We start from the raw sequence: 21,995 nt of genomic DNA on the forward strand, positions 1-21,995 counted from the left end.
GTCAGGCGGAGGTCGAGGTCTCCTTGGTGCGGGTCGCCTGAGCGGGCACGGTCGGGACCGGTTCGCTGGAGACCGTCGACTGCCAGAGCTCCACGGCGCCGAACACGGCGGCGAGGACCAGGAAGCCGTTGCGGAGGGTCAGAAGGGTGATGCCGAGGGTGCTGCTCGCGACGACGTCCGCGAAGTAGATCGGGAACTCCAGCACCGTCAGGAAGCACGCCACGACGACCAGCCCGGCCGGCAGCCTCATCCGGCTGCCGCGGAAGCAGAGGCAGACGGCGGCCGTGCCGACCAGCCACACCATGTACTGGGGGCTGATCACCCGGCTGGTGACCGTGAACATCAGGACGGCGACGAAGGCCGCGTCCGCGAGGGTGTTCGGCAGGAAGCGGGTCGCCATCAGCCGCCACAGCAGCAGCCAGCCGAAGGCGACCCCGGTGAGGAACAGGGCGGCCGAGCTGATGACGTTCACCCAGGGGCCGAGGAACTCGATCGAGCCGTAGTTGAGCAGCACCTGCCCGTCCCAGCCGAACTGCCGGGCCGTGTGGATGACCAGTGCCCCCAGCGACTCGACCTCGGTGCCCCGGTTGCGCTGGAAGGTCAGGAACTCGAACGCGCCCGGCATGAACATCGCGAACAGCGCCGCGACCCCGGCGACCGTCCCCGCGGCCCAGCCCCAGGCGCCCCGCTTCCGGGCACCGAGCAGCAGCAGCGCCGGCCACACCTTCAGCATCGCCCCGAAGCCGACCAGGACACCCATCACGCGCGGATGCCGGGTACCGGCGAGCAGTGCGGCCACGGCCACCGCGGTCACCATCAGGTCGTACCGGGAGTACACGGTCGGCCCGAGCAGCGGAACGGCCACCACCCACACCCAGGCCCCGCGCAGCGTCTTGCCGGGGCGCAGGCCCGTGTACAGGAGCAGAAAGAGGACGACCAGGTCGGCGGCACAGGCGAGCAGGAAGAAGGCCGACGGGTAGGACAGGAACCCCAGCAGCGCCGGCGAGAGGATCGCGAGGGCGGCCGCGGGCGGGTACTGCCAGGTGACGTCCCCGACGGGGAAGGTGCCGGTGCGCAGCACCTCGTACCAGCCCTGGTAGATCACGGAGACGTCGGTCGTCACGTCCGGGCCGGGGAAGACCCACACCTTGAACACGAACAGCAGCAGCACGAGCCTGGTCAGGCCCCAGGTCACCAGCAGCCCCGCGAGAGACCGCCTCGCACCCGCAATGTCCACCTGAGCCCCTGCCTGCCGCTGTCTGGCGTTCGGTCTTGAGGGGAACATGATGTCCTGCCCACCTGTGTGTCTGCCATAAACGTGGCCGGTCGCACATGTGCGGACCGGGCGCACAGGCGGGTGGCGCGGCACTTGGATAAGGTCGGCGGCGATGCACAAGACCCTGATCGTGACGAACGACTTCCCGCCCCGACCCGGCGGCATCCAGGCGTTCCTGCACAACATGGCGCTGCGGCTCGATCCCGAGCGCCTCGTCGTCCACGCGTCCACCTGGAAGCGGAGCAAGGAGGGCGTCGAGGCGACCGCCGCCTTCGACGCCGAGCAGCCCTTCACGGTCGTACGCGACCGTACGACGATGCTCCTGCCGACGCCGGCGGCCACGCGTACGGCGGTCGGCCTGCTGCGAGAGCACGGCTGTACGTCGGTGTGGTTCGGGGCGGCGGCCCCGCTCGGCCTGATGGCGCCCGCGCTGCGGAAGGCCGGGGCCGAGCGGCTGGTGGCCACGACCCACGGGCACGAGGCGGGGTGGGCCCAACTGCCCGCCGCGCGCGGGCTCCTGCGCCGGATCGGGGAGTCGACGGACACCATCACCTACCTCGGCGAGTACACGCGCTCGCGGATCGCCGCCGCCCTGACGCCCCAGGCCGCCGGGCGGATGGTGCAGCTGCCGCCGGGGGTGGACGAGAAGACCTTCCATCCGGGGTCGGGCGGTGACGCGATCCGGGCCCGGCTCGGGCTGACGGACCGTCCGGTGGTCGTGTGCGTGTCCCGGCTGGTGCCGCGCAAGGGCCAGGACACCCTCATCCTCGCGATGCCCCGCATTCTGGCGACCGAGCCGGACGCCGTCCTGCTGATCGTCGGGGGCGGGCCCTACGAGAAGGACCTCCGCAGGCTCGCGCGGGAGACGGGGGTCGCGGCCTCGGTCCGTTTCACGGGCGCCGTCCCCTGGTCCGAGCTGCCCGCGCACTACGGGGCCGGAGACGTGTTCGCCATGCCGTGCCGGACGCGGCGGGGCGGCCTGGACGTGGAAGGGCTCGGGATCGTCTATCTGGAGGCGTCGGCGACCGGGCTGCCGGTGGTGGCCGGTGACTCCGGTGGCGCGCCCGACGCCGTCCTCGACGGCGAGACCGGCTGGGTGGTGCGGGGCGGCTCTCCCGAGGAGGCCGCCGAGCGCATCACCGTCCTGCTCGGCGACGCGGAACTGCGGCGACGGATGGGGGAGCGGGGACGGGAGTGGGTCGAGGAGAAGTGGCGGTGGGATTTGTTGGCGGAAAAGTTGAAGACGTTGCTCTAGGGCCCCTAGCCGGAGGCGAATAATCCGCCGATGCTGCGCGCATGACAGCAAAACTGATGCAGCGTCAGCTGAGTAGACGTCAGATCCTGGGCATGGTAGCCCTCCAGACCGCCGCCGCGGCCGGTCTCACCCGTATCGGTCTCACCTCGGCGCAGGCCGCCGAGGAGGCCGCCGCCGTCGACAACGCGCCCGCCATCGTGATCGGTTCGGGCTACGGCGGTGCCGTCGCCGCCCTCCGCCTCGGTCAGGCCGGCATCCGTACCCTCGTCCTGGAGATGGGGCAGCTCTGGAACACCGCCGGCTCGGACGGCAAGATCTTCTGCTCCACCGCGGCCCCGGACCAGAGATCGATGTGGTTCAAGTCCCGCACCGAGGCCCCGCTCGCCACCTTCCTCTGGCTGGACGTCGTCAACAAGGACATCACCCCGTACGCGGGCGTCCTGGACCGCGTGCACTACGACAACATGTCCGTGTACGTCGGGCGCGGTGTCGGCGGAGGCTCCCTGGTCAACGGCGGGATGGCGGTCACCCCGCTCCAGTCGTACTTCACCGAGCAGTTCCCGACCGTGGACGCGACCGAGATGTACAACACGTACTTCCCGCGCGCCCGCACCATGCTCGGCGTCAACACCGTCGACCCGACCTGGTTCGAGTCGACCGAGTGGTACCAGTTCACCCGGACGTCGAGGAAGGCCGCGACCAACACCGGTCTGAAGACCACCTTCGTGCCCAACGTCTACGACTTCGACTACATGGAGCGCGAGGCGGCCGGTACGGCGACCAGGTCCGCGCTCGCCCAGGAGGTCATCTACGGCAACAACTACGGCAAGAAGAGCCTGGACAAGACGTATCTGGCCGCGGCGCTCGGCACCGGGAAGGTGACCATCAACACGATGGAGCGCGTGAAGTCCGTCAAGCAGGCGAGTGACGGGAGTTGGCTGCTGACGGCCGACCGGATCGACACCACCGGCGCGGTCGTGGCGACCAAGACGTACAGCTGCACGTACCTCTTCCTCGGCGGCGGCAGCCTCGGCACCACCGAACTCCTCGTCCGGGCCCGGGACACGGGCGCGCTGCCCGCGCTCAACTCCAGCGTCGGCGCCGGCTGGGGCACCAACGGCAACACCATGCTGGGCCGCGCCAACCACATCTGGGACACCACCGGCGCCAACCAGTCGACCATGCCGGTCATGGGCATCGACGACTGGGCCAACACCGACAACCCGGTCTTCGCCGAGATCGCCCCGCTGCCCATCGGCTTCGAGACCTGGGTCAGCCTCTATCTGGCGATCACCAAGAATCCCGAACGGGCGGCCTTCACCTACGACTCGGCGAGCGACGGGGTGAAGCTGGGCTGGACCGCGGCGCAGAGCGCGGTCTCGGTCGCCATGGCCAAGAAGCTGTTCGACCGGATCAACTCGGCCAACTCCACCATCTACCGCTACGACCTGTTCGGCTCGTCCAGCAAGGTCTTCGCCGACGACTTCTGTTACCACCCGCTCGGCGGCTGCGTGTTGGGCAAGGCGACCGACAACTACGGCCGGGTGAAGGGGTATTCGAAGCTGTACATCACCGACGGCTCGCTGGTGCCCGGGTCGATCGGCGTGAACCCGTTCGTCACCATCACCGCGCTCGCCGAGCGCACGATGACACGGGTCCTCGCCGAGGACACCTGACCCGACCGGCCCGCTACTTCTGGTAGATGGCCTCGATCTCGTCCGCGTAGTCCTTCGCCACCACGTTGCGCTTGAGCTTCAGCGAGGGCGTCAGGTGGCCCGACTCCTCCGTGAACTGGGAGGACAGAATGCGGAACTTCCGCACCGATTCCGCTTTCGACACCGCGGCGTTGCCGTCGTCGACCGCGTCCTGGATCGCCGCGAGCAGATCCGGGTCCTCGCGCAGTGACGCCGCGGTGACACCCGCGGGCTTGCCGTGTTCGGCGGCCCAGCGGCCCAGGAACTCCTCGTCGATGGTGATCAGCGCGCCCACGAACGGCCGCCCGTCGCCCACCACCATGCACTCCGCGACCAGCGCGTGCGCGCGGATACGGTCCTCGATCACGGCCGGGGCGACGTTCTTGCCGCCCGCGGTGACGATGATCTCCTTCTTGCGGCCGGTGATCCTGAGGTAGCCGTCCTCGTCGAGGGTGCCGATGTCACCGGTGTGGAACCAGCCGTCCATCAGCGCCACGGCCGTGGCGGCCTCGTTGTTCCAGTAGCCCTTGAACAGGTGCTCGCCGTGCAGCAGCACCTCGCCGTCGTCCGCGATCCGGATCACCGAGCCCGGCAGCGGCTGGCCGACCGTACCGATCTTCGTCCGGTCCCAGGGGTTGAAGGCGGTCGCCGCGCAGGACTCGGTCAGGCCGTAGCCCTCCAGGACCGTGAAGCCGATGCCGCGGAAGAAGTGCCCGAGCCGCTCGCCCAGCGGGGCGCCGCCGGAGATGGCGTACTCGCCCCGGCCGCCCAGCACCGCGCGCAGCTTGCTGTAGACCAGCTTGTCGAAGGTCTTGTACTTGAGCTTCAGGCCGAGCGACGGGCCCGACGGCGAGTCCAGCGCCTTGCTGTACGCGATCGCGGTGTCCGCGGCCTTGTCGAAGATCTTGCCCTTGCCGTCCGCCTGCGCCTTGGCACGCGCCGAGTTGTAGACCTTCTCGAAGACGCGCGGGACGCCCAGGATCAGTGTCGGCCGGAAGGAGGCCAGCTCGTCGGTGAGGTTCTTGATGTCCGGGACCATGCCCAGCTTGATCGGTGCCATCATCGGCGCGATCTGCACGAGCCGCCCGAAGACGTGCGCGAGCGGCAGGAAGAGCAGGACCGAGCACTCGCCGGTGCGGAAGAGGGGGCGCAGGCGCTCCACGATGTTGCCGCACTCGGCGAAGAAGCTGCGGTGGGTGAGCACACAGCCCTTGGGACGGCCGGTGGTGCCCGAGGTGTAGACGATCGTCGCCGGGTCGTCGGCCTTCGCGAGCGAGCTGCGCTCCTCGACGGTGGCGTCGGAGACGTCCTTGCCGAGGCGCCCGAGCTCCTCGACCCCGCCGGCCTCGATCTGCCACATGTGCTTGAGGGCCGGCAGCCGGTCGCGCACCGACTCGACGGTGGCCACGTGGTTGTCCAGCTCCACGACGATCGCGCTGGCGCCCGCGTCGGCGAGGATCCACTCCACCTGTTCCGGCGAGCTGGTCTCGTACACCGGCACGGTGACCGCGCCCGCGCTCCAGATCGCGAAGTCCAGCAGGGTCCACTCGTACCGCGTCCGGGACATCAGGCCGACCCGGTCGCCGGGCTGGACGCCGGAGGCGATGAGCCCCTTCGCCGCGGTGTGCACCTCGGCCAGGAAGGCCGTGGCCGTCACGTCCTGCCAGGCACCGCCCACCTTGCGGGCGATGACGGCGACATCGGGATGCTGCGCGGCGTTTCTACGGACGATATCGGTGAGATTGCCGTCCGCAGGGACCTCGTACAAAGCCGGAAGGCTGAACTCGCGCAAGACTGCTGCTCCTCATAGGGCGCCGGCGCCACGACGTTGTGTGATGCGACGGTCGGTCCAAGGCTCGGGCAGGTACTCAGGTGTTCGATGGTTGAAACCCTGAGCACGACTGGACTGCCCGGACGTTACCCGCCGGTATGGCTTCTTCGACAGGGGGTCCCGGCGAGATGTTCGCTGCGTCACACAGATGGGTGTTCCTCGCCGTACGGTAGTCCACCGACTAACTGACTGGCCAGTAACCGCAGGCCCGGCCCGCACTGTTCACGTACACCGCACACGCTTACCCTTGATCGCCATGGCATCCACACCACCCGGTAACCGCACCGTGCGCGTCCACGTGGTCAGCGACGTCCACGGCAACGCCCGTGACCTGGCCCGCGCCGGCGAAGGTGCCGATGCCCTGATCTGCCTGGGTGACCTGGTCCTTTTCCTCGACTACGCCGACCATTCGCGCGGCATCTTCCCCGATCTGTTCGGCGCGGCGAACGCCGACCGCCTGGTCGAACTGCGCACCGCCCGCCGTTTCGAGGAGGCCCGCGACTTCGGGGCCGAGCTGTGGACGGGCATCGGCGGCGACCGGCGCGCGGCCATCGAGAAGGCGGTGCGCAAGCAGTACGCCGAGATGTTCGCGGCCTTTCCGACACCGACGTACGCGACATACGGCAATGTCGATATGCCGATGCTCTGGCCGGAGTACGCGGGGCCGGGCACGACGGTGCTGGACGGGGAGCGGGTGGAGATCGGCGGGTGGGTCTTCGGCTTCGTGGGCGGGGGCCTGCGGACGCCGATGCGCACGCCGTACGAGATCAGCGACGAGGAGTACGCGGCGAAGATCGAGGCGGTGGGGGAGGTGGACGTGCTGTGCACGCACATTCCCCCGGAGGTTCCTGAGCTGGTGTACGACACGGTGGCGCGGCGGTTCGAGCGGGGAAGCGTGGCGCTGCTGGAGGCGATCCGGCGGACCCGGCCCCGGTACGCGCTGTTCGGCCACGTCCACCAGCCGCTGGTACGGCGGATGCGGATCGGGGCCACCGAGTGCGTGAACGTGGGCCACTTCGCGGGGTCCGGGAAGCCCTGGGCGCTGGAATGGACGGTGAACGCCGGTAGGGGGTGAAGTCGGGCGCCGACGTGCGCGGTAGCCTTCACGCTGCACACACGTGCGCAGGACGACCTCTGTACCGGCCCGCATCTGGAGGAGCCACAGCGATGGCGGAACACACCAGCTCGAGCATCACGATCGAGGCGGCACCGGCCGATGTCATGGGGGTGATCGCGGACTTCGCCCGGTACCCGGACTGGACCGGGGAGGTGAAGGAGGCGGAGGTCCTGGAGACCGACGGCCAGGGGCGTGCCGAGCAGGTGCGTCTGGTCATGGACGCGGGTGCGATCAAGGACGACCAGGTGCTGGCGTACACGTGGACGGGGGAGAACGAGGTCTCCTGGACGCTGGTGAAGTCGCAGATGCTGCGGTCGCTGGACGGGGCGTACATCTTGAAGGCGGCGGGGGAGGGGGCGACCGAGGTCGTCTACCAACTGACCGTGGACGTCAAGATCCCGATGCTGGGGATGATCAAGCGGAAGGCCGAGAAGGTCATCATCGATCGGGCTCTGGCCGGGTTGAAGAAGCGGGTCGAGGCGGGGGAGTAGGGGTTTCGCCGTAGGAGTGCGGGTGCGGCGTCTGAGTTACCGTTCACCCCTATGCGCACCATCCTGATCATCGGGCCCGGTGGGGCCGGTCGTACGACTGTTGCCGCTGCGACTGCCCTGCGGGCCGCCGAGAACGGCACTCGCACCCTCGTTCTCAGCGGCGACCGCACGGACACCCTTGGTGCCGCGCTCGGTACGACGACCGGGCCCCAACCGACGCAGGTCGCTGCGAACCTCACCGCCTGGCGGCCCGATGCGGCCGCCGGGTTCCGAGATGATCTGGGGTCCTTCCAGGAGCGCGCAGCGAACGTCCTCGACCTCCTCGGCGCCTCCCGGCTCGACGCCGAGGAGGTCACCCCGCTCCCCGGGGCCGAGGAGCTCACCCTCCTCCGTGCCCTGCGGGACGCCGCTCTCGCCGAGGCTCACGATCTGCTGATCGTCGACCTGCCGCCCACCTCGCAAGCCCTCGCGCTGCTCTCGCTGCCCGAGGAACTGCGCCGGTATCTACGCCGGTTGCTGCCCCCCGAGCGTCAGGCGGCCCGTGCCCTGCGCCCGGTCCTCGGGCGGCTGGCCGGAGTCCCCATGCCGTCCGAGTGGCTGTACGAGACCGCCGCTCGGTGGGACATGGAGTTGGGGGCCGTGGAGGCCGTGCTCGCCGATCGGGACACCGTGGTGCGGCTGGTCGCCGAGCCCGGGCCGGGTGGGGCCGATTCCCTGCGGAGTGCCACGCTCGCCCTTGCCCTGCGGGGGCTGCGGCCCGATGTCGTCGTCGCCAACCGGGTGCTGCCCGACGCGGCTGCCGACGGATGGCTGGCCGGGCCCGTCGCCCAGCAGCGCAAGGTGCTGGAGGAGTGGCAGGAGTCGTACGACACAAGGCCCCTCCACCACCTCGGTCGTGATCCGCGTGGCACCGACGACCTCGCCGCCCTGCCCGTCCCCGGCGTCAACGACACGACGTCCACGGTCGAGTGGCCGGTCGTCGACCGGCTTGCCGAGGACGGGGTACTCGTATGGCACATCCCCCTGCCCGGTGCGATACGTGGCGACCTCGACCTGATCCGGCGCGGGGAGGAGATCGTCGTCACGGTCGGCGCCTTCCGACGGATCGTCGCCCTCCCCTCCGCTCTTCGCCGGTGCACCGTCGAGGGGGCGGCCCTGCGTGACGGGGAGCTGCGGATCCGGTTCGTGCCGGACCCGGATCTCTGGCCGAAGAGGCAGTGAACGACCTACGCCCGTTCGGGTAACGTCGTAGGGACGAACCGTAGTCAGGAGTCCGTCATGAGCGAAGAGCTCCACCCGTCGGATGCCGGTGAGAACGAAGCCGTCGACGGTGGGGGTTCCCCCGCGCGAGCGAATTCGAACGTGGGGGAGCGGGCCACCGACGCCGACGCCTGGGCGACGGCGGCTGCCGAGGACCTCGCCGCGGAGAAGGCCCGTCGTCGCGCCCAGTACGGCCCGCCCCCGGGCTCGGCCGCCGAGGAGCTGCGCAAGCTCGTCGACGCCGTCTCGGAGAAGCTGTCGACGATCCAGTCGCCGCTGCTCGGCGCGGTCGCGGGTCCGGCCGCGCAGCAGGTGGTGAAGCAGGTCGTCCAGCAGGCGAAGGCGGCGGTCGAGCCGGTCATCGAGCGCAACCCGGATGTGTTCGACCACCTGGCGGCGGCCGGGAACGAACTGCTCGCCGCCTACCGCTCCGCCGTCCAGGCCCAGGAACAGCGCTGGACGAGTCGTCCGACCGATCTGCACAAGGACCTCGACGAGAACCGGGACCGGGGCGAGGGCACGGGGCCCGGGCAACGCATCGACCTGGACTGACGTCCCAGGTGGCGGTCGGGCCCGTCCGCCGTGCGGACGACGGGAACCCGGCGGCAGGGCCTCGGGTACGGTTGGCCGTAGCGGGGCTCGACCGAAACTGAGGGATTCATGGGACTCACCATCGGCGTCGACATCGGCGGTACCAAGATCGCGGCTGGTGTGGTCGACGAGGAAGGCAACATCCTCTCGACCCACAAGGTGCCGACCCCGGGTACGCCCGAGGCGATCGTGGACGCCATAGCCTCCGCCGTGGAGGGCGCACGCGCCGGGCATGAGATCGTCGGCGTGGGCATCGGCGCCGCCGGTTATGTGAACCGGCAGCGTTCGGAGGTGTACTTCGCGCCCAACATCGACTGGCGCAACGAGCCGCTCCAGGAGAAGGTCCAGGCCCGCGTCGGCCTCCCGGTCGTCGTGGAGAACGACGCCAACGCGGCCGCGTGGGGCGAGTACAAGTTCGGCGCCGGCAAGGGCCACCGCAACGTCATCTGCATCACCCTCGGCACGGGCCTCGGCGGCGGCATCATCATCGGCAACAAGCTGCGCCGCGGCCACTTCGGCGTCGCCGCCGAGTTCGGCCACATCCGCATGGTCCCGGACGGGCTGCTGTGCGGCTGCGGTTCGCAGGGCTGCTGGGAGCAGTACGCATCGGGTCGGGCGTTGGTCAGATACGCCAAGCAACGCGCCAACGCGACCCCCGAGAACGCCGAGATCCTGCTCGGCCTCGGCGACGGCAGCCCCGAGGGCATCGAGGGCAAGCACATCTCCATGGCCGCCCGCCAGGGCGACCCGGTCGCCGTCGACTCCTACCGCGAGCTCGCCCGCTGGGCCGGAGCCGGCCTCGCCGACCTCGCCTCCCTCTTCGACCCCTCCGCCTTCATCGTCGGCGGCGGCCTCTCCGACGAGGGCGAACTGGTCCTCGACCCCATCCGCAAGTCCTACAAGCGCTGGCTGGTGGGCGGTAACTGGCGCCCGGTGGCGGACGTGATCGCGGCCCAGCTGGGCAACAAGGCGGGCCTGGTGGGAGCAGCGGACCTGGCCCGCGAGCCGGATCCGATCATGTGACCTTCGCTTTTTGAGGCATGGCCACTGTGCCGACCAAGGGGCGCGGGGCTGAGACATCGGCGGCTCCGCCGCGGGGCGCGACAAGCCACAACGAACCGGCAGTCGCGCACTCACCTCGCGCCCCTCCCCCTGGGGCGTACATTGATCCACATGGCGCCTGACGATTCCGCTCTCGTCCGAGTCCTGAGCTACAACATCCGGTCGATGCGAGACGACACCGATGCGCTCACCCGAGTCATCCGCGCCTGCGAACCGGACCTGGTCCTGATCCAGGAAGCCCCCCGTTTCTTCCGCTGGCGCAAGAAACTCGCCCGCCTGGCCCGCGCCGCGGACCTCGTCATCCTCACCGGCGGCGGTACGGCCGCGGGCCCGGCCATCCTCTGCGACCTGCGGACCACGGTCGAACGCACGGAGGACGTCCTCCTCCCCCTCACCCCCGGCCAGCACCGCCGCGGCTTCGCCACAGCCGTCGTCCGTTTCGGCAAAGCCCGTCTCGGCGTCCTGAGCTGTCACCTCTCCCTGCAGGAGGACGAGCGCTACGAGCAGGCCGGCATGCTCCTCGACCGCCTCGCGGGCCTCGGCGTGGACCACGTCATCGCCGGCGGTGACCTCAACGACCGCCCTGACGGCCGTACCTTCCGCCGCCTGGCCGAGAACCTCCAGGACTGCTGGGCCGTCAAACCCCAAGGCGCCGAGCACACCTGGACCCGCGACGCCCCTCACCGCCGTATCGACGCGATCTTCGCCACCAAGGGCATCGAGGTCCTCGGCTGCGGAGTCCCGACCGACCTCCCCGGCGTCACGGACACCGACCTGAGGGCGGCCACGGACCACCTCCCGGTCCTGGCCACCCTCAGGGTCCCCGCCGCCTAGCCGCTCACCGACGGCCGCTGCTTGGCCTTGTCGACGACCGCCCAGCTGTCGAGGTACGAGAGCTGGATGTACGTCTTCTTGTCCTTGCCGTCGCCCGAGGTACGGACGTCACGGAAGCCCAGGAACCGGTAGGTCACCGGGTCGAAGATGAAGTAGCTGCCGAAGCCCACTTGCCCCTTCGGCAGCATCGGGTCGTCGTACGTGATGGCCACACCGGTGCGTCCCTCCGCGTCCTTCTGGTTCGGCACGAGCTTCACCCCGGGCACCATGCCGAGTGCCTCGTAGGCCGCAGGCCGCAGCCCCTCCGGCATCACCGGGACCAGCTTGAGCAGCCCGGCGAGGCTGAAGTGGATCATCCACCATTCCTCGTCGGTGAGGTCGTCCAGGGACTTGGTCCCACCGCCGTTCTCGCCGGCGAGCGTGAGGATCAGCTTCTTCGGCTCGGTCGGCAGTTTCCGCAGCGTGCCCCAGTCCTGCGGCGGCCACACACTCTCGTTCTTCTTCAGCGGCGGCGACCACCAGCCATGGCCGATCTCCATGATCCAGGACCGCTTGGAGCCGTCCACCGAGCGCCAGTTCTCGTCGACATAGCTCTTCGTGACACCCGCCTTCTGCTCGGTCTCCTTGATGATCTCCCTGGTGTAGATGAACTGGTCGTCGCGTGGGCTGACCGTCCGCTCATGCTCGCGCGCGTACGCGGCGGCCCCCTTGAGTACCGTCTGCGCGCTCGTGTTCCGCATGGCGGGCGCGCTGGTGGCCGGCGGGTTCGCCGTGCGGTGCGTACGGGTGCCGTCGTCGTCCCGTTCGGCGACCAGCACGCCGGCGGTGACCGCGGCCGCGAGGGCGCCGGTCAGGGCGATACGCAGAACAGGACGGCGCGGCCGTACGCGCGGAGCGGGCCCGTGGATCGCCGAGAGCAGGCGGGCCCGTGCCCGGCGCCTGGCCTCGTCGTCGAGCGGGGGCGCCCCCGTGTCGAAGTCCCTCAGTTCGCGTAGTTCGTCGATGTCACGCATGGGCGTCTGCCTCTCGGAAAGCCGTCGGATCGGTGCCGCCCAGTGCCTCGCGCAATCTGCTGCGGGCCCGGTGCAACCGCGATCTGACCGTGCCGACCGGCACTCCCAGCGCCAGGGCCGCCTCCTCGTAGTCGAGGCCGCCCCAGGCCACCAGAAGCACCACATCGCGATGCCGGGCGGACAGCCCGGCCAGCGCGGCCGCCAGGTCCCGACGCACCCCCGTGGCACCGGCCCTGGCGACCGCGCGGTCCGCGACCGGTTCCTCGTGCTCGACCGGCGCCGGGACCTTGGCGAGCGCCTTGAAGCGGCGTGCCTCGGCCCGGCGGTGCCGGCCCACGAGGTTGGTCGCGATGCCGAACAGCCACGGACGGGCGTCGGCACGCGTGAGGTCGTAGGTCTCGCGTCTCTGGAAGGCGGTGACGAAGGTCTCCGCCATCAGGTCCTCCGCCGCCTCCGGACCGAGCCGCCGCGCCGCGTAACGGTGCACGGCGTCGGCGTGGCGGTCGTAGAGCGCGGCGAATGCTTCGGGCTCGTCCCGGGACCGCTCGATCACGCGGGCGTCACTCTCCCCGCGATCCTCCGCGCGGGTGCCGACGCCCGGTTCGACGGTCATCGGGGCTCCTTTCGTTCGTCCGAACGCCTCGAAGGCTTGGGCTTGTTCGTGCCTGTCACTCCTCCTTCGCCGCAGCCGCCGATCGAGTTCCATCCGGACGCACGAGAGCCCGCCCGGGTGTTCCGGGCGGGCTCTCGGCAGGTTCCGGAAGCGGGTCAGACCACCGCGCCCCGCCCCGGGTCGCCGTCCTCGTCCTCGTCCGTCCGCATCCGCATCACCAGCGTGGCGAACCCGCCCAGGAAGCCGCCGATGCCGAGCGTGGCGAGCCACCAGGTCATGTCCCAGCCCAGGACCACGGCCAGCAGGAGCAGGATCGGTCCGCCGACCACGCCCAGCCAGGCGAACTTCGCGGTCGTGTCGGCGGCGGGCAGCGGGGGCGGCTCCGGCGGTTCGAAGTGGCCCTCGTCGTCCTCGGCGTAGTCGTCCTCGGACGGCTCGGGGGTCGAGTAGTCGCGCGGTCCACCGACGCCGGGCGCGAAGGAGACCGAGCCGCCCAGGGGCCCCGCCGGCTTCTCCTCCCGAGGCTTCTCCTCCTTCGGCTTCGCGTCGTTGGTCTCGGGCTCCAGCAGCGCCAGGTCCTCCACCGACTTGAACGGCTTCGTGCCCGGCGGGTCCACCGGCTCCTCGCCGTACCCGGCGACGATCGCGGCCCATGCGGCGTCCTCGTCGAAGGGGACGCCCTGCTCCTCCGGTTCGCGGTCCTCGCGATCCGAACCGTGCTCAGCCACCTGCGGCCGTCCCTTCCTTGCCGACACCGGTTGCGAGCCGGCCGATGAACGAGAGGCTCTCCTCGAAGATCCGGTCCGCGTCGTGGTCCAACGTCGCGACGTGGTAGCTCTGTTCCAGCAGGATCTCGCGCACGTCCCGGGACGAGACCCGGCCCAGGATGCGCGCCGAGTCGACCGGCGGCACCACATGGTCCTCGGGGCTGTGCAGAAGCAGCAGCGGCTGGGTGACCTGCGGCAGCTCGCGGTCGACGATCCGGAAGAAGTTCCGCAGGGAGTGCGCGGCGTGCAGGGGCACCCTGTCGTAGCCCAGCTCGGTGCTGCCCTCCTTCGCGATGTCGCTGGCGATGCCCGGCGTCGTACGGACGAAGTGGCGGGCCACCGGAAGGGCGTACGCGGACAGGCCGTGCACCTTGTTCGCCGGGTTGACGACCACGACACCGCTGACCGCGTCCCCGTGCCTGGCCGCGAGGCGCAGGGCGAGGGCGCCGCCCATGGACAGGCCGGCCACGAAGACCCGCTCGCAGCGGTCGCCGAGCGCGCGCAGTTCGCGGTCCACCTCCGCGTACCAGTCCTGCCAGCCGGTGAGCTGCATGTCCTCCCAGCGGGTGCCGTGGCCCGGCAGCAGGGGCAGCGAGACCGTCAGGCCGCGCTCGGCGAGATACTCCGCCCACGGGCGCAGCGACTGGGGCGAACCGGTGAAGCCGTGGCAGAGGAGGACACCGATCTCCCCGCCCTCGTGGCGGAACGGCTCGGCTCCAGGAAGGACCGGCACCATCGGTCTCCTGTTCATGAGAGTGGCGGTTCATGAGCGGGACTTCACGAGCGGACGTGACTTCATGAGCGTGACGTGAAGTCCAGGTTGTGCTTCACCGTACGCGACGGCACTGACACCGACCAGGGTCGTCGGCGCCTTTGGCGGCGGGCCGGGTTAAGGTCTGATCGACGGAAACTGGAGGCACACGGGTGTTGTACGGCGCGATGAAGGTCGCTATCGGCGGACCGTTGAAGGTCACCTTCAGGCCCTGGGTGGAGGGCCTCGAGAACATTCCCGCCGAGGGCGCCGCCATCCTGGCGAGCAACCACCTCTCCTTCTCGGACTCGTTCTTCCTGCCCGCGGTCCTGGACCGCAAGGTGACCTTCATCGCCAAGGCGGAGTACTTCACCACGCCCGGCGTGAAGGGCCGGCTGACGGCCGCCTTCTTCAAGGGGGTGGGCCAGCTCCCGGTGGACCGCTCCGGCGCGCGCGGCGCGGGCGAGGCGGCCATCAAGAGCGGCCTCGACGTCCTGGAGCGCGGCGAGCTCTTCGGTATCTACCCCGAGGGCACGCGGTCGCCCGACGGGCGCCTCTACCGGGGCAAGCCCGGCGGCCTCGCGCGCGTGGCGCTCGCCTCCGGCGCGCCGGTCATCCCGGTCGCGATGATCGACACGGAGAAGATCCAGCCGCCCGGCAAGGTGATGCCCAAGCTGATGCGGCCCGGCATCCGCATCGGCAAGGCCCTGGACTTCAGCCGCTACCAGGGCATGGAGCACGACCGCTTCGTGCTGCGCGCGGTCACCGACGAGGTCATGTACGAGATCATGAAGCTCTCCGGCCAGGAGTACGTCGACATGTACGCGACCGCCGCCAAGCGGCGGATCGCGGACGCGGCGAAGGCCGAGAGGGAACAGGCCAAGGAACTGGCCAAGAAGGAACCGACTCCGGCCAAGAAGGAGAACTCCGGGGCCTAGGCTGTCGGTTCGAGGAGGGAGCCGTAGGGGCGCCCCGGAGGCGAACGACCAAACAGGGGGGTGGGGGCCGTGGCCAGGCGTGAGCGGGTCATGACGATGTCGGTCGAGCAGCCGCTGTGGCGTGCGCTCACCGCGTACCGGGTGCTCACCATGCTGTACGCGGTCGGCCTGTTCGCCACCGCCTACGACGAGTACGACCACGCCAGCGTGGCCGTCGTCTACTACTGCGTCCTGTTCGTCTGGACGCTCGCCACCCTGCCCCGCGTCCAGAGCGCGGCCGCCTGCACCAAGCGCTTCCTCACCGTCGACCTCGCCATCGCGCTCACCGGCATCCTCCTGACCCCGCTCGCGGTCAACGAGCAGCACGTCCAGAGCGGCGGCCCCACCCTGCCGTCGATATGGACCGCAGGCTCGGTCCTCGCCTACGCCATCAAGGGCGGCTGGCGCTGGGCCGCCTTCGCCTCCACGCCGGTCGCCGCCGCCAACCTCATCGAGCGCGGCGCCCCGGCCCGCGACACCGTCCACAACGTGATCCTCGTCTGGGTCGCCTCCATCGCCATCGGCTACGTCGTCGAGGTCGCCCGCGCCTCCGAGCGCACCCTCGCCCGCGCCCTGGAGATCGAGGCCGCGACCAGGGAGCGGGAGCGGCTCGCCCGGGACATCCACGACGGGGTACTGCAGGTGCTGGCCATGGTGCAGCGCCGGGGTGCCGTCATCGGCGGCGAGGCGGGAGAGCTGGGCCGGATGGCCGGCGAGCAGGAGGTCGCGCTGCGCACGCTGGTCTCCGGCGGGCTGGTGCCCGTCTCGCGGGCCTCGGAGGACGCGGCCGAGGGGGCTGTCGTACGAGCCGTCGACGAGCCCTCGTACGACGAGGACGCTCCGGTGGACCTGCGTGCGCTGCTCGCCCCCTACGCCGCCGCGAAGGTCGGCTTCGCCGAGCCCGGCGCCCCCGTGCTGCTGCCCGCGCCCGCCGCCAAGGAACTGGCCGCGGCCGTCGGTGCCGCCCTGGACAACGTGCGCAGACACGCCGGCGAGGACGCGCGCGCGTGGATCCTCGTCGAGGACGAGCCCGGCGAGGTCGTGGTGACCGTACGGGACGACGGACCCGGCATCCCCGAGGGGCGGCTCGTCCAGGCCGAGGGGGAGGGGCGGCTCGGCGTGGCCCTCTCCATCCGGGGCCGGCTGCGCGACCTCGGCGGCAGCGCCGAGCTGATCTCGGTCCCGGGGCAGGGCACGGAGGTCGAACTGAAGGTACCGAAGGACGCGAAGGCGGGGCATCGATGAGTGAGCAGGGCCCGATCAAGGTCATGGTGGTCGACGACCATCCGATGTGGCGCGACGCCGTCGCCCGCGACCTGACCGAGTCCGGCTTCGACGTGGTGGCCACCGCGGGCGACGGCGACCAGGCCGTGCGCCGCGCCAAGGCCGCCGGCCCCGACGTCCTCGTCCTCGACCTCAACCTGCCGCTGAAGCCCGGCGTCCAGGTCTGCAAGGAACTCGTCGGGCACAACCCGGCGTTGCGCGTCCTGGTCCTCTCGGCGAGCGGCGAGCACGCGGACGTACTGGAGGCCGTGAAGTCGGGTGCGACCGGCTATCTGCTCAAGTCGGCGTCGACCGAGGAGCTGCTGGACGCGGTGCGCCGTACGGCCGTCGGCGACCCGGTGTTCACACCGGGCCTGGCCGGACTGGTCCTCGGCGAGTACCGCCGCCTCGCCTCCGAGCCCGCGCCCGCCGCCGGTACCGACGAGCCCAAGGCCCCGCAGCTCACCGACCGCGAGACCGAGGTGCTGCGGCTGGTCGCCAAGGGCCTGAGCTACAAGCAGATCGCCGAACGCCTGGTCATCTCCCACCGCACGGTTCAGAACCACGTCCAGAACACCCTCGGCAAGCTCCAGTTGCACAACAGGGTGGAACTCGTCCGGTACGCGATAGAGCGCGGGCTTGACGACGAGTAAACCAACATCCTGCTGATTCACCGGAATTGCCCTTCGCGCCCATCCCCCTGTGACCTGGATCACCATTAGCGTGGCGGTATTCAGGCAAACGCGGCGAAGGGACATTTCCATGCGGGTCGGAGTACTGACCGGAGGCGGCGACTGCCCCGGCCTCAACGCCGTCATCCGGAGCATCGTCCGCAAGGGCGTGCAGGAGTACGGCTACGACTTCGTCGGCTACCGGGACGGCTGGCGCGGGCCCCTCGAAGGCGACACCGTCCGCCTCGACATCCCCGCGGTGCGCGGCATTCTGCCCCGCGGCGGCACGATCCTCGGCTCCTCGCGCACCAATCCGCTGAAGCAGGAGCACGGCATCCGCCGCATCAAGGAGAACCTCGCCAAACAGGAGGTCGAGGCGCTCATCGCGATCGGCGGCGAGGACACCCTGGGCGTGGCGGCGTGTCTCAACGACGAGTACGGCGTCCCCGTCGTCGCCGTACCGAAGACGATCGACAACGACCTCTCCGCCACCGACTACACCTTCGGCTTCGACACCGCCGTCGGCATCGCCACCGAGGCCATCGACCGCCTGCACACCACCGCCGAGTCGCACATGCGCGTCCTGGTCTGCGAGGTCATGGGCCGTCACACCGGCTGGATCGCCCTCCACTCCGGGCTCGCGGGCGGCGCCAACGTCATCCTCATCCCCGAGCAGCGCTTCGACCTCGACCAGGTGTGCGCCTGGATCACCTCCCGCTTCAAGGCGTCGTACGCCCCGATCGTGGTCGTCGCGGAGGGCGCCATGCCGAAGGACGGCGATCTGGTCCTGAAGGACGAGTCGCTGGACTCCTTCGGGCATGTCCGCCTGTCCGGGGTCGGCGAATGGCTGGCCAAGGAGGTCGAGAAGCGCACCGGCAAGGAGGCCCGCACCACCGTCCTCGGCCACATCCAGCGCGGCGGCACCCCGAGTGCCTTCGACCGCTGGCTCGCCACCCGCTTCGGCCTGCACGCCATCGACGCCGTCCGCGAGGGCGACTTCGGCAAGATGGTCGCCCTGCGCGGCACGGACATCGTCCGCGTGCCGATCTCGGATGCCACGTCCAAGCTGAAGACGGTGGACCCGAAGCTGTACGCGGAGATCGGGGTCTTCTTCGGCTGACGCGACCGGGCGCCTACACGGTCGTGTTCCGCAGCTGACCGATCAGCTCCCGCACGACCGTGGCGCCGTCCAGCGTCAGGATCGACTCCGGGTGGAACTGCACTCCGGCGAACCCGGGCCCGCGTACGGCATGCACCTCGCCGTTGCCGGCCCGGCTCAACTCGATGCCCCGTGCGGCGAGTTCGGTGAGCGCCTCGTCGTCGCAGCGCGCCACGAAACTGTTGTAGAAGCCGACGGTCTCGGCCCGCCCGAACAGGTCGATCGTCGTCTGCGCGCCCTGGTACGGCACTTCCTTCCGTACGATCTCCAGCCCCAGCTCGGCCGCGATCAACTCGTGCCCGAGGCAGACGCCCAGCACCCCGTGCCGGTGGCCGCGGATCACCTCGGTGGTCAGCTCCCGCAGGAACCGCATCCTCGGGTCGTCCAGGTCGGACGGGTCACCGGGACCGGGGCCGAGCACCAGGGGCCCCTCGTGGGCGAGGACGGCCTCCTTCAGACCCGGCTCGTCATAGCGCCGGACGGTCACCTCCAGCCCGCTCGACCGCAGCACATGCGCGAGCATCGCCGTGAAGGTGTCCTCCGCGTCGACCACGAGGGCGTGCCCTTCGAGTGCGTGCGACCGCTCCTGCATCCGCAGCCAGAACGGCGCGAGCGAGGCCCGGCGCCCGTCGAGCGCCGCACGCACGCGTGGGTCGTCGGCGAGCCGTACGCGCGCGTGGGTGCCGCTCGGCCGGGACGGCCGTACGCCCAGAGCCGCCAGTACACCGGCTGCCTTCGCGTGGGTCTCCGCCACTTCGCTCGCCGGGTCGCTTCCCCGAACCAGCGTCGCGCCGACCGGTACCCGCAGGTGTCCTTCGGCGGAGATGTCGGCGGTGCGGATCAGAATGGGGGAGTCGAGGGTCTGCGCTCCGCCGGAGTCGTGGCCGAGCAGCGCCAGCGCGCCCGCGTAGTAGCCGCGCCCTCCGACCTCGTGCCGCTCGATGACCCGGCAGGCGTTCTGCACGGGCGAGCCGGTGACGGTCGCCGCGAACATGGTCTCCTTCAGGACCTCGCGCACGTCCAGGGACGACCTGCCGCGCAACTCGTACTCGGTGTGCGCGAGATGGGCCATCTCCTTCAGCCGCGGGCCGACCACCGCCCCGCCCATGTCACCGACCGTGCACATCATCTTGAGCTCCTCGTCGACGACCATCGACAGCTCCTCGATCTCCTTGCCGTCGGCGAGGAAGTCGAGCAGGTGCTCGGGGGTGGGGCCGTCGGCGGGATAGCGGTACGTCCCGCTGATCGGGTTCATGACGACCGTGCCGCCGGACATCCGCACATGCACCTCGGGGCTGGCGCCGACCAGGGTCCGCTCCCCGGTGTGCACGACGAACGTCCAGTACGCGCCCCGCTCGCCCTCCAGCAACCGCCGGAACAGCGCGAGGGCGTCCTTGCGGGCGAATCCCGGGATCTCACCCTCGTACGTCCGCCGGATCACGAAGTTGGCGCCCTCGCCCCGCCCGATCTCCTCGCGCAGCACGCGTCCGACGATCTCGCCGTACTCCAGGTCGTCGACGTCGAAGGCGCCGTTCTCGACGCGCACCTCGTGTGCGGGGAGTTGTTCGAGGGCTTCTTCCAGAGACAGCGTGTGGGTCTCCTCCGGCGTCAGCACCGCGAGCGGAGTTCCGTCGTCCCGGACGTCGAAGCCGCGTTCGCGGATCTGGCGGTAGGGGACCAGCGCGAGACCCTCGTCCGGGAGGTCGGCAAGGCGGTCGTGGGTTCTGACCGGGCCGAGGAGCAATTCGACGGTGTTCTCGTCGTGGCCGGGGGTGCGACGGCGGAGCAGGGCGAACGGACGGTCGTCGTCGAGCAGGTGTGTCAGGTCCATGGTTCCTCAGCTCTCGATGTCGGTATCGATGTCGGTGAGGAACGACCCCGGAAACGCCGAAGGCCGCCCCTCGGGCGGCCTTCGCGAAGTCTTGCGTACGCGCAGTCAGTGGGCCGCCGGATGAGCGGTCCACCACCAGTTCTGGATCGAAAGCGCGAACATGGCGGGCACTCTACTCCATGTCCGTCCGCTGATCGCGCTGTCTCACCAGTCGAGCCGGGCGAAAATCGGGCGACACGACCCCGTAATGTTTACGGGGTGACCGTGAACGCTAAGACCAGCGCGAGCGCTGGCAACACCTGGCGAGACCTGCCCGCGGCGCAGCAGCCCGAGTACCCCGACACCGAGGCTCTGCGCGCAGTCGTTGCGGACCTCGAGTCGTATCCGCCGCTCGTCTTCGCGGGCGAGTGCGACCAGCTGCGCGCCCGGATGGCGGCCGTCGCCAAGGGAGAGGCGTTCCTCCTCCAGGGCGGCGACTGTGCCGAGGCCTTCGACGCCGTGTCGGCCGACCACATCCGCAACAAGCTCAAGACCCTGCTCCAGATGGGCGCCGTGCTGACGTACGCCGCGTCCGTCCCCGTGGTGAAGGTCGGCCGCATCGCCGGCCAGTACTCCAAGCCGCGCTCCAAGCCGACCGAGACCCGCGACGGCGTGACGCTGCCGACGTACCGCGGTGACTCCGTCAACGGCTTCGACTTCACCGAAGAGGCCCGCATTCCGGACCCGGAGCGGCTGAAGCGGATGTACCACGCCTCGGCGTCCACGCTGAACCTGGTGCGCGCCTTCACCACCGGCGGTTACGCCGACCTGCGCCAGGTGCACGCCTGGAACCAGGACTTCGTGAAGTCGTCCCCGTCCGGCCAGCGCTACGAGCAGCTCGCGCGGGAGATCGACAACGCGCTGAACTTCATGCGGGCCTGCGGCACCGACCCGGAGGAGTTCAAGACGGTCGAGTTCTACTCCTCGCACGAGGCGCTGCTCCTCGACTACGAGTCCGCCCTGACCAGGGTCGACTCCCGCACGGGCAGGCTGTACGACGTCTCCGGGCACATGGTGTGGATCGGCGAGCGCACCCGGCAGCTGGACCACGCGCACATCGAGTTCGCGTCCAAGATCCGCAACCCGATCGGCATCAAGCTGGGCCCGACGACGACGGCCGAGGACGCGCTGCAGTACATCGAGCGCCTCGACCCGGACCGCGAGCCGGGCCGGCTGACCTTCATCGTCCGCATGGGCGCCGACAAGGTCCGCGACAAGCTGCCGGAGCTGGTCGAGAAGGTCAGTGCCTCCGGTGCGACCGTCGCCTGGATCACCGACCCGATGCACGGCAACACGTACGAGGCGGCCTCCGGCCACAAGACCCGCCGCTTCGACGACGTGCTCGACGAGGTCAAGGGCTTCTTCGAGGTCCACAAGGGCCTCGGCACCCACCCGGGCGGCATCAGTAATCCGACCAACCCGGTTTTTCGCAGTTGAAAGACCGTGAGGTGGGTAATTCCGTACGCGGTTTTGGGTGCGAAAAGGGAACCGACGCGGAGG

20 protein-coding genes and 1 pseudogene are annotated in these 21,995 nt (G+C 70.1%); 13 read left to right on the forward strand and 8 right to left on the reverse strand.

The window, feature by feature from the left end; translation table 11 throughout:
* Position 1: 1 nt before the first annotated feature.
* A complete protein-coding gene (locus ACWC09_RS41785) occupies positions 2-1,237 on the reverse strand; it encodes a glycosyltransferase 87 family protein (protein WP_450856277.1) in 1,236 nt (411 codons plus the stop codon).
* Between the two features lie 151 nt (positions 1,238-1,388).
* Between ACWC09_RS41785 and ACWC09_RS41790 the strand changes: the two genes are divergently transcribed.
* Together ACWC09_RS41790 and ACWC09_RS41795 are read left to right on the forward strand one after the other, a co-directional pair.
* Complete coding sequence (locus ACWC09_RS41790; RefSeq protein WP_450856278.1) at positions 1,389-2,531, forward strand: glycosyltransferase family 4 protein; 1,143 nt, start codon at positions 1,389-1,391, stop codon at positions 2,529-2,531.
* Between the two features lie 41 nt (positions 2,532-2,572).
* Complete coding sequence (locus tag ACWC09_RS41795; RefSeq protein WP_450856279.1) at positions 2,573-4,207, forward strand: GMC oxidoreductase; 1,635 nt, start codon at positions 2,573-2,575, stop codon at positions 4,205-4,207.
* A gap of 13 nt (positions 4,208-4,220) precedes the next feature.
* On the opposite strand, the gene ACWC09_RS41800 is transcribed toward ACWC09_RS41795, so the two are convergent.
* A complete protein-coding gene (locus ACWC09_RS41800; protein WP_450856280.1) occupies positions 4,221-6,017 on the reverse strand; it encodes an AMP-dependent synthetase/ligase in 1,797 nt (598 codons plus the stop codon).
* Positions 6,018-6,312: 295 nt separating this feature from the next.
* Here ACWC09_RS41800 and ACWC09_RS41805 point away from each other — a divergent pair, with 295 nt between their 5' ends.
* The 6 genes from ACWC09_RS41805 to ACWC09_RS41830 all read left to right on the forward strand — a co-directional run bounded on the left by ACWC09_RS41805 (position 6,313) and on the right by ACWC09_RS41830 (position 11,411).
* Positions 6,313-7,131: a metallophosphoesterase family protein gene (locus ACWC09_RS41805; protein ID WP_450856281.1), complete on the forward strand. Its 819-nt coding sequence runs from the start codon at positions 6,313-6,315 to the stop codon at positions 7,129-7,131.
* Between the two features lie 92 nt (positions 7,132-7,223).
* The gene (locus ACWC09_RS41810; protein ID WP_450856282.1) at positions 7,224-7,664 is read left to right on the forward strand and encodes an SRPBCC family protein; all 441 of its coding nucleotides are present in this window, start codon (positions 7,224-7,226) and stop codon (positions 7,662-7,664) included.
* Between the two features lie 51 nt (positions 7,665-7,715).
* The gene (locus tag ACWC09_RS41815; protein ID WP_450856283.1) at positions 7,716-8,885 is read left to right on the forward strand and encodes an ArsA family ATPase; all 1,170 of its coding nucleotides are present in this window, start codon (positions 7,716-7,718) and stop codon (positions 8,883-8,885) included.
* Between the two features lie 57 nt (positions 8,886-8,942).
* Positions 8,943-9,476: a DUF5304 domain-containing protein gene (locus tag ACWC09_RS41820; RefSeq protein WP_450856284.1), complete on the forward strand. Its 534-nt coding sequence runs from the start codon at positions 8,943-8,945 to the stop codon at positions 9,474-9,476.
* 108 nt (positions 9,477-9,584) lie between these two features.
* Complete coding sequence (locus tag ACWC09_RS41825; protein WP_361256473.1) at positions 9,585-10,538, forward strand: ROK family glucokinase; 954 nt, start codon at positions 9,585-9,587, stop codon at positions 10,536-10,538.
* Positions 10,539-10,688: 150 nt separating this feature from the next.
* Positions 10,689-11,411 carry an endonuclease/exonuclease/phosphatase family protein gene (locus ACWC09_RS41830; RefSeq protein WP_450856285.1) on the forward strand — a complete coding sequence of 241 codons (723 nt, stop codon included), beginning with the start codon at positions 10,689-10,691 and terminating at the stop codon, positions 11,409-11,411.
* Here ACWC09_RS41830 and ACWC09_RS41835 read toward each other — a convergent pair.
* The 4 genes from ACWC09_RS41835 to ACWC09_RS41850 all read right to left on the reverse strand — a co-directional run bounded on the left by ACWC09_RS41835 (position 11,408) and on the right by ACWC09_RS41850 (position 14,537).
* Positions 11,408-12,424 carry a CU044_5270 family protein gene (locus ACWC09_RS41835; RefSeq protein ID WP_450856286.1) on the reverse strand — a complete coding sequence of 339 codons (1,017 nt, stop codon included), beginning with the start codon at positions 12,422-12,424 and terminating at the stop codon, positions 11,408-11,410. The two genes, ACWC09_RS41830 and ACWC09_RS41835, sit on opposite strands and share 4 nt — an antisense overlap.
* The gene (locus tag ACWC09_RS41840; RefSeq protein ID WP_450856287.1) at positions 12,417-13,037 is read right to left on the reverse strand and encodes an RNA polymerase sigma factor; all 621 of its coding nucleotides are present in this window, start codon (positions 13,035-13,037) and stop codon (positions 12,417-12,419) included. Before ACWC09_RS41840 ends, ACWC09_RS41835 begins: the two co-directional genes overlap by 8 nt.
* A gap of 155 nt (positions 13,038-13,192) precedes the next feature.
* Positions 13,193-13,765: a hypothetical protein gene (locus tag ACWC09_RS41845; RefSeq protein WP_450856288.1), complete on the reverse strand. Its 573-nt coding sequence runs from the start codon at positions 13,763-13,765 to the stop codon at positions 13,193-13,195.
* Entirely contained in the window at positions 13,758-14,537 is a 780-nt protein-coding gene (locus ACWC09_RS41850) for an alpha/beta hydrolase (protein ID WP_450856295.1), read from the reverse strand. Before ACWC09_RS41850 ends, ACWC09_RS41845 begins: the two co-directional genes overlap by 8 nt.
* 191 nt (positions 14,538-14,728) lie before the next feature.
* Here ACWC09_RS41850 and ACWC09_RS41855 point away from each other — a divergent pair, with 191 nt between their 5' ends.
* The 4 genes from ACWC09_RS41855 to ACWC09_RS41870 all read left to right on the forward strand — a co-directional run bounded on the left by ACWC09_RS41855 (position 14,729) and on the right by ACWC09_RS41870 (position 18,586).
* Complete coding sequence (locus ACWC09_RS41855; protein ID WP_450856289.1) at positions 14,729-15,493, forward strand: lysophospholipid acyltransferase family protein; 765 nt, start codon at positions 14,729-14,731, stop codon at positions 15,491-15,493.
* Positions 15,494-15,562: 69 nt separating this feature from the next.
* Positions 15,563-16,777 (forward strand): MacS family sensor histidine kinase, encoded by a 1,215-nt coding sequence (macS, locus tag ACWC09_RS41860; protein ID WP_450856290.1) that lies wholly within the window; start codon positions 15,563-15,565, stop codon positions 16,775-16,777.
* Positions 16,774-17,448, forward strand: coding sequence for a response regulator (locus ACWC09_RS41865; protein WP_450856291.1), 675 nt, complete (start codon positions 16,774-16,776; stop codon positions 17,446-17,448). Before macS ends, ACWC09_RS41865 begins: the two co-directional genes overlap by 4 nt.
* A gap of 109 nt (positions 17,449-17,557) precedes the next feature.
* Entirely contained in the window at positions 17,558-18,586 is a 1,029-nt protein-coding gene (locus ACWC09_RS41870; RefSeq protein ID WP_450856292.1) for a 6-phosphofructokinase, read from the forward strand.
* A 13-nt stretch (positions 18,587-18,599) separates the two neighbouring features.
* On the opposite strand, the gene ACWC09_RS41875 is transcribed toward ACWC09_RS41870, so the two are convergent.
* Positions 18,600-20,456: an anthranilate synthase family protein gene (locus tag ACWC09_RS41875; RefSeq protein WP_450856293.1), complete on the reverse strand. Its 1,857-nt coding sequence runs from the start codon at positions 20,454-20,456 to the stop codon at positions 18,600-18,602.
* A 105-nt stretch (positions 20,457-20,561) separates the two neighbouring features.
* A complete protein-coding gene (locus ACWC09_RS41880) occupies positions 20,562-20,618 on the reverse strand; it encodes a trp operon leader peptide (RefSeq protein WP_115913573.1) in 57 nt (18 codons plus the stop codon).
* 96 nt (positions 20,619-20,714) lie between these two features.
* Here ACWC09_RS41880 and ACWC09_RS41885 point away from each other — a divergent pair.
* Positions 20,715-21,899, forward strand: a pseudogene (locus ACWC09_RS41885) (class II 3-deoxy-7-phosphoheptulonate synthase); the annotation flags it as partial.
* Between the last annotated feature and the right edge of the window lie 96 nt (positions 21,900-21,995).

The sequence above is a fragment of the Streptomyces sp. NPDC001617 genome (assembly GCF_053596855.1).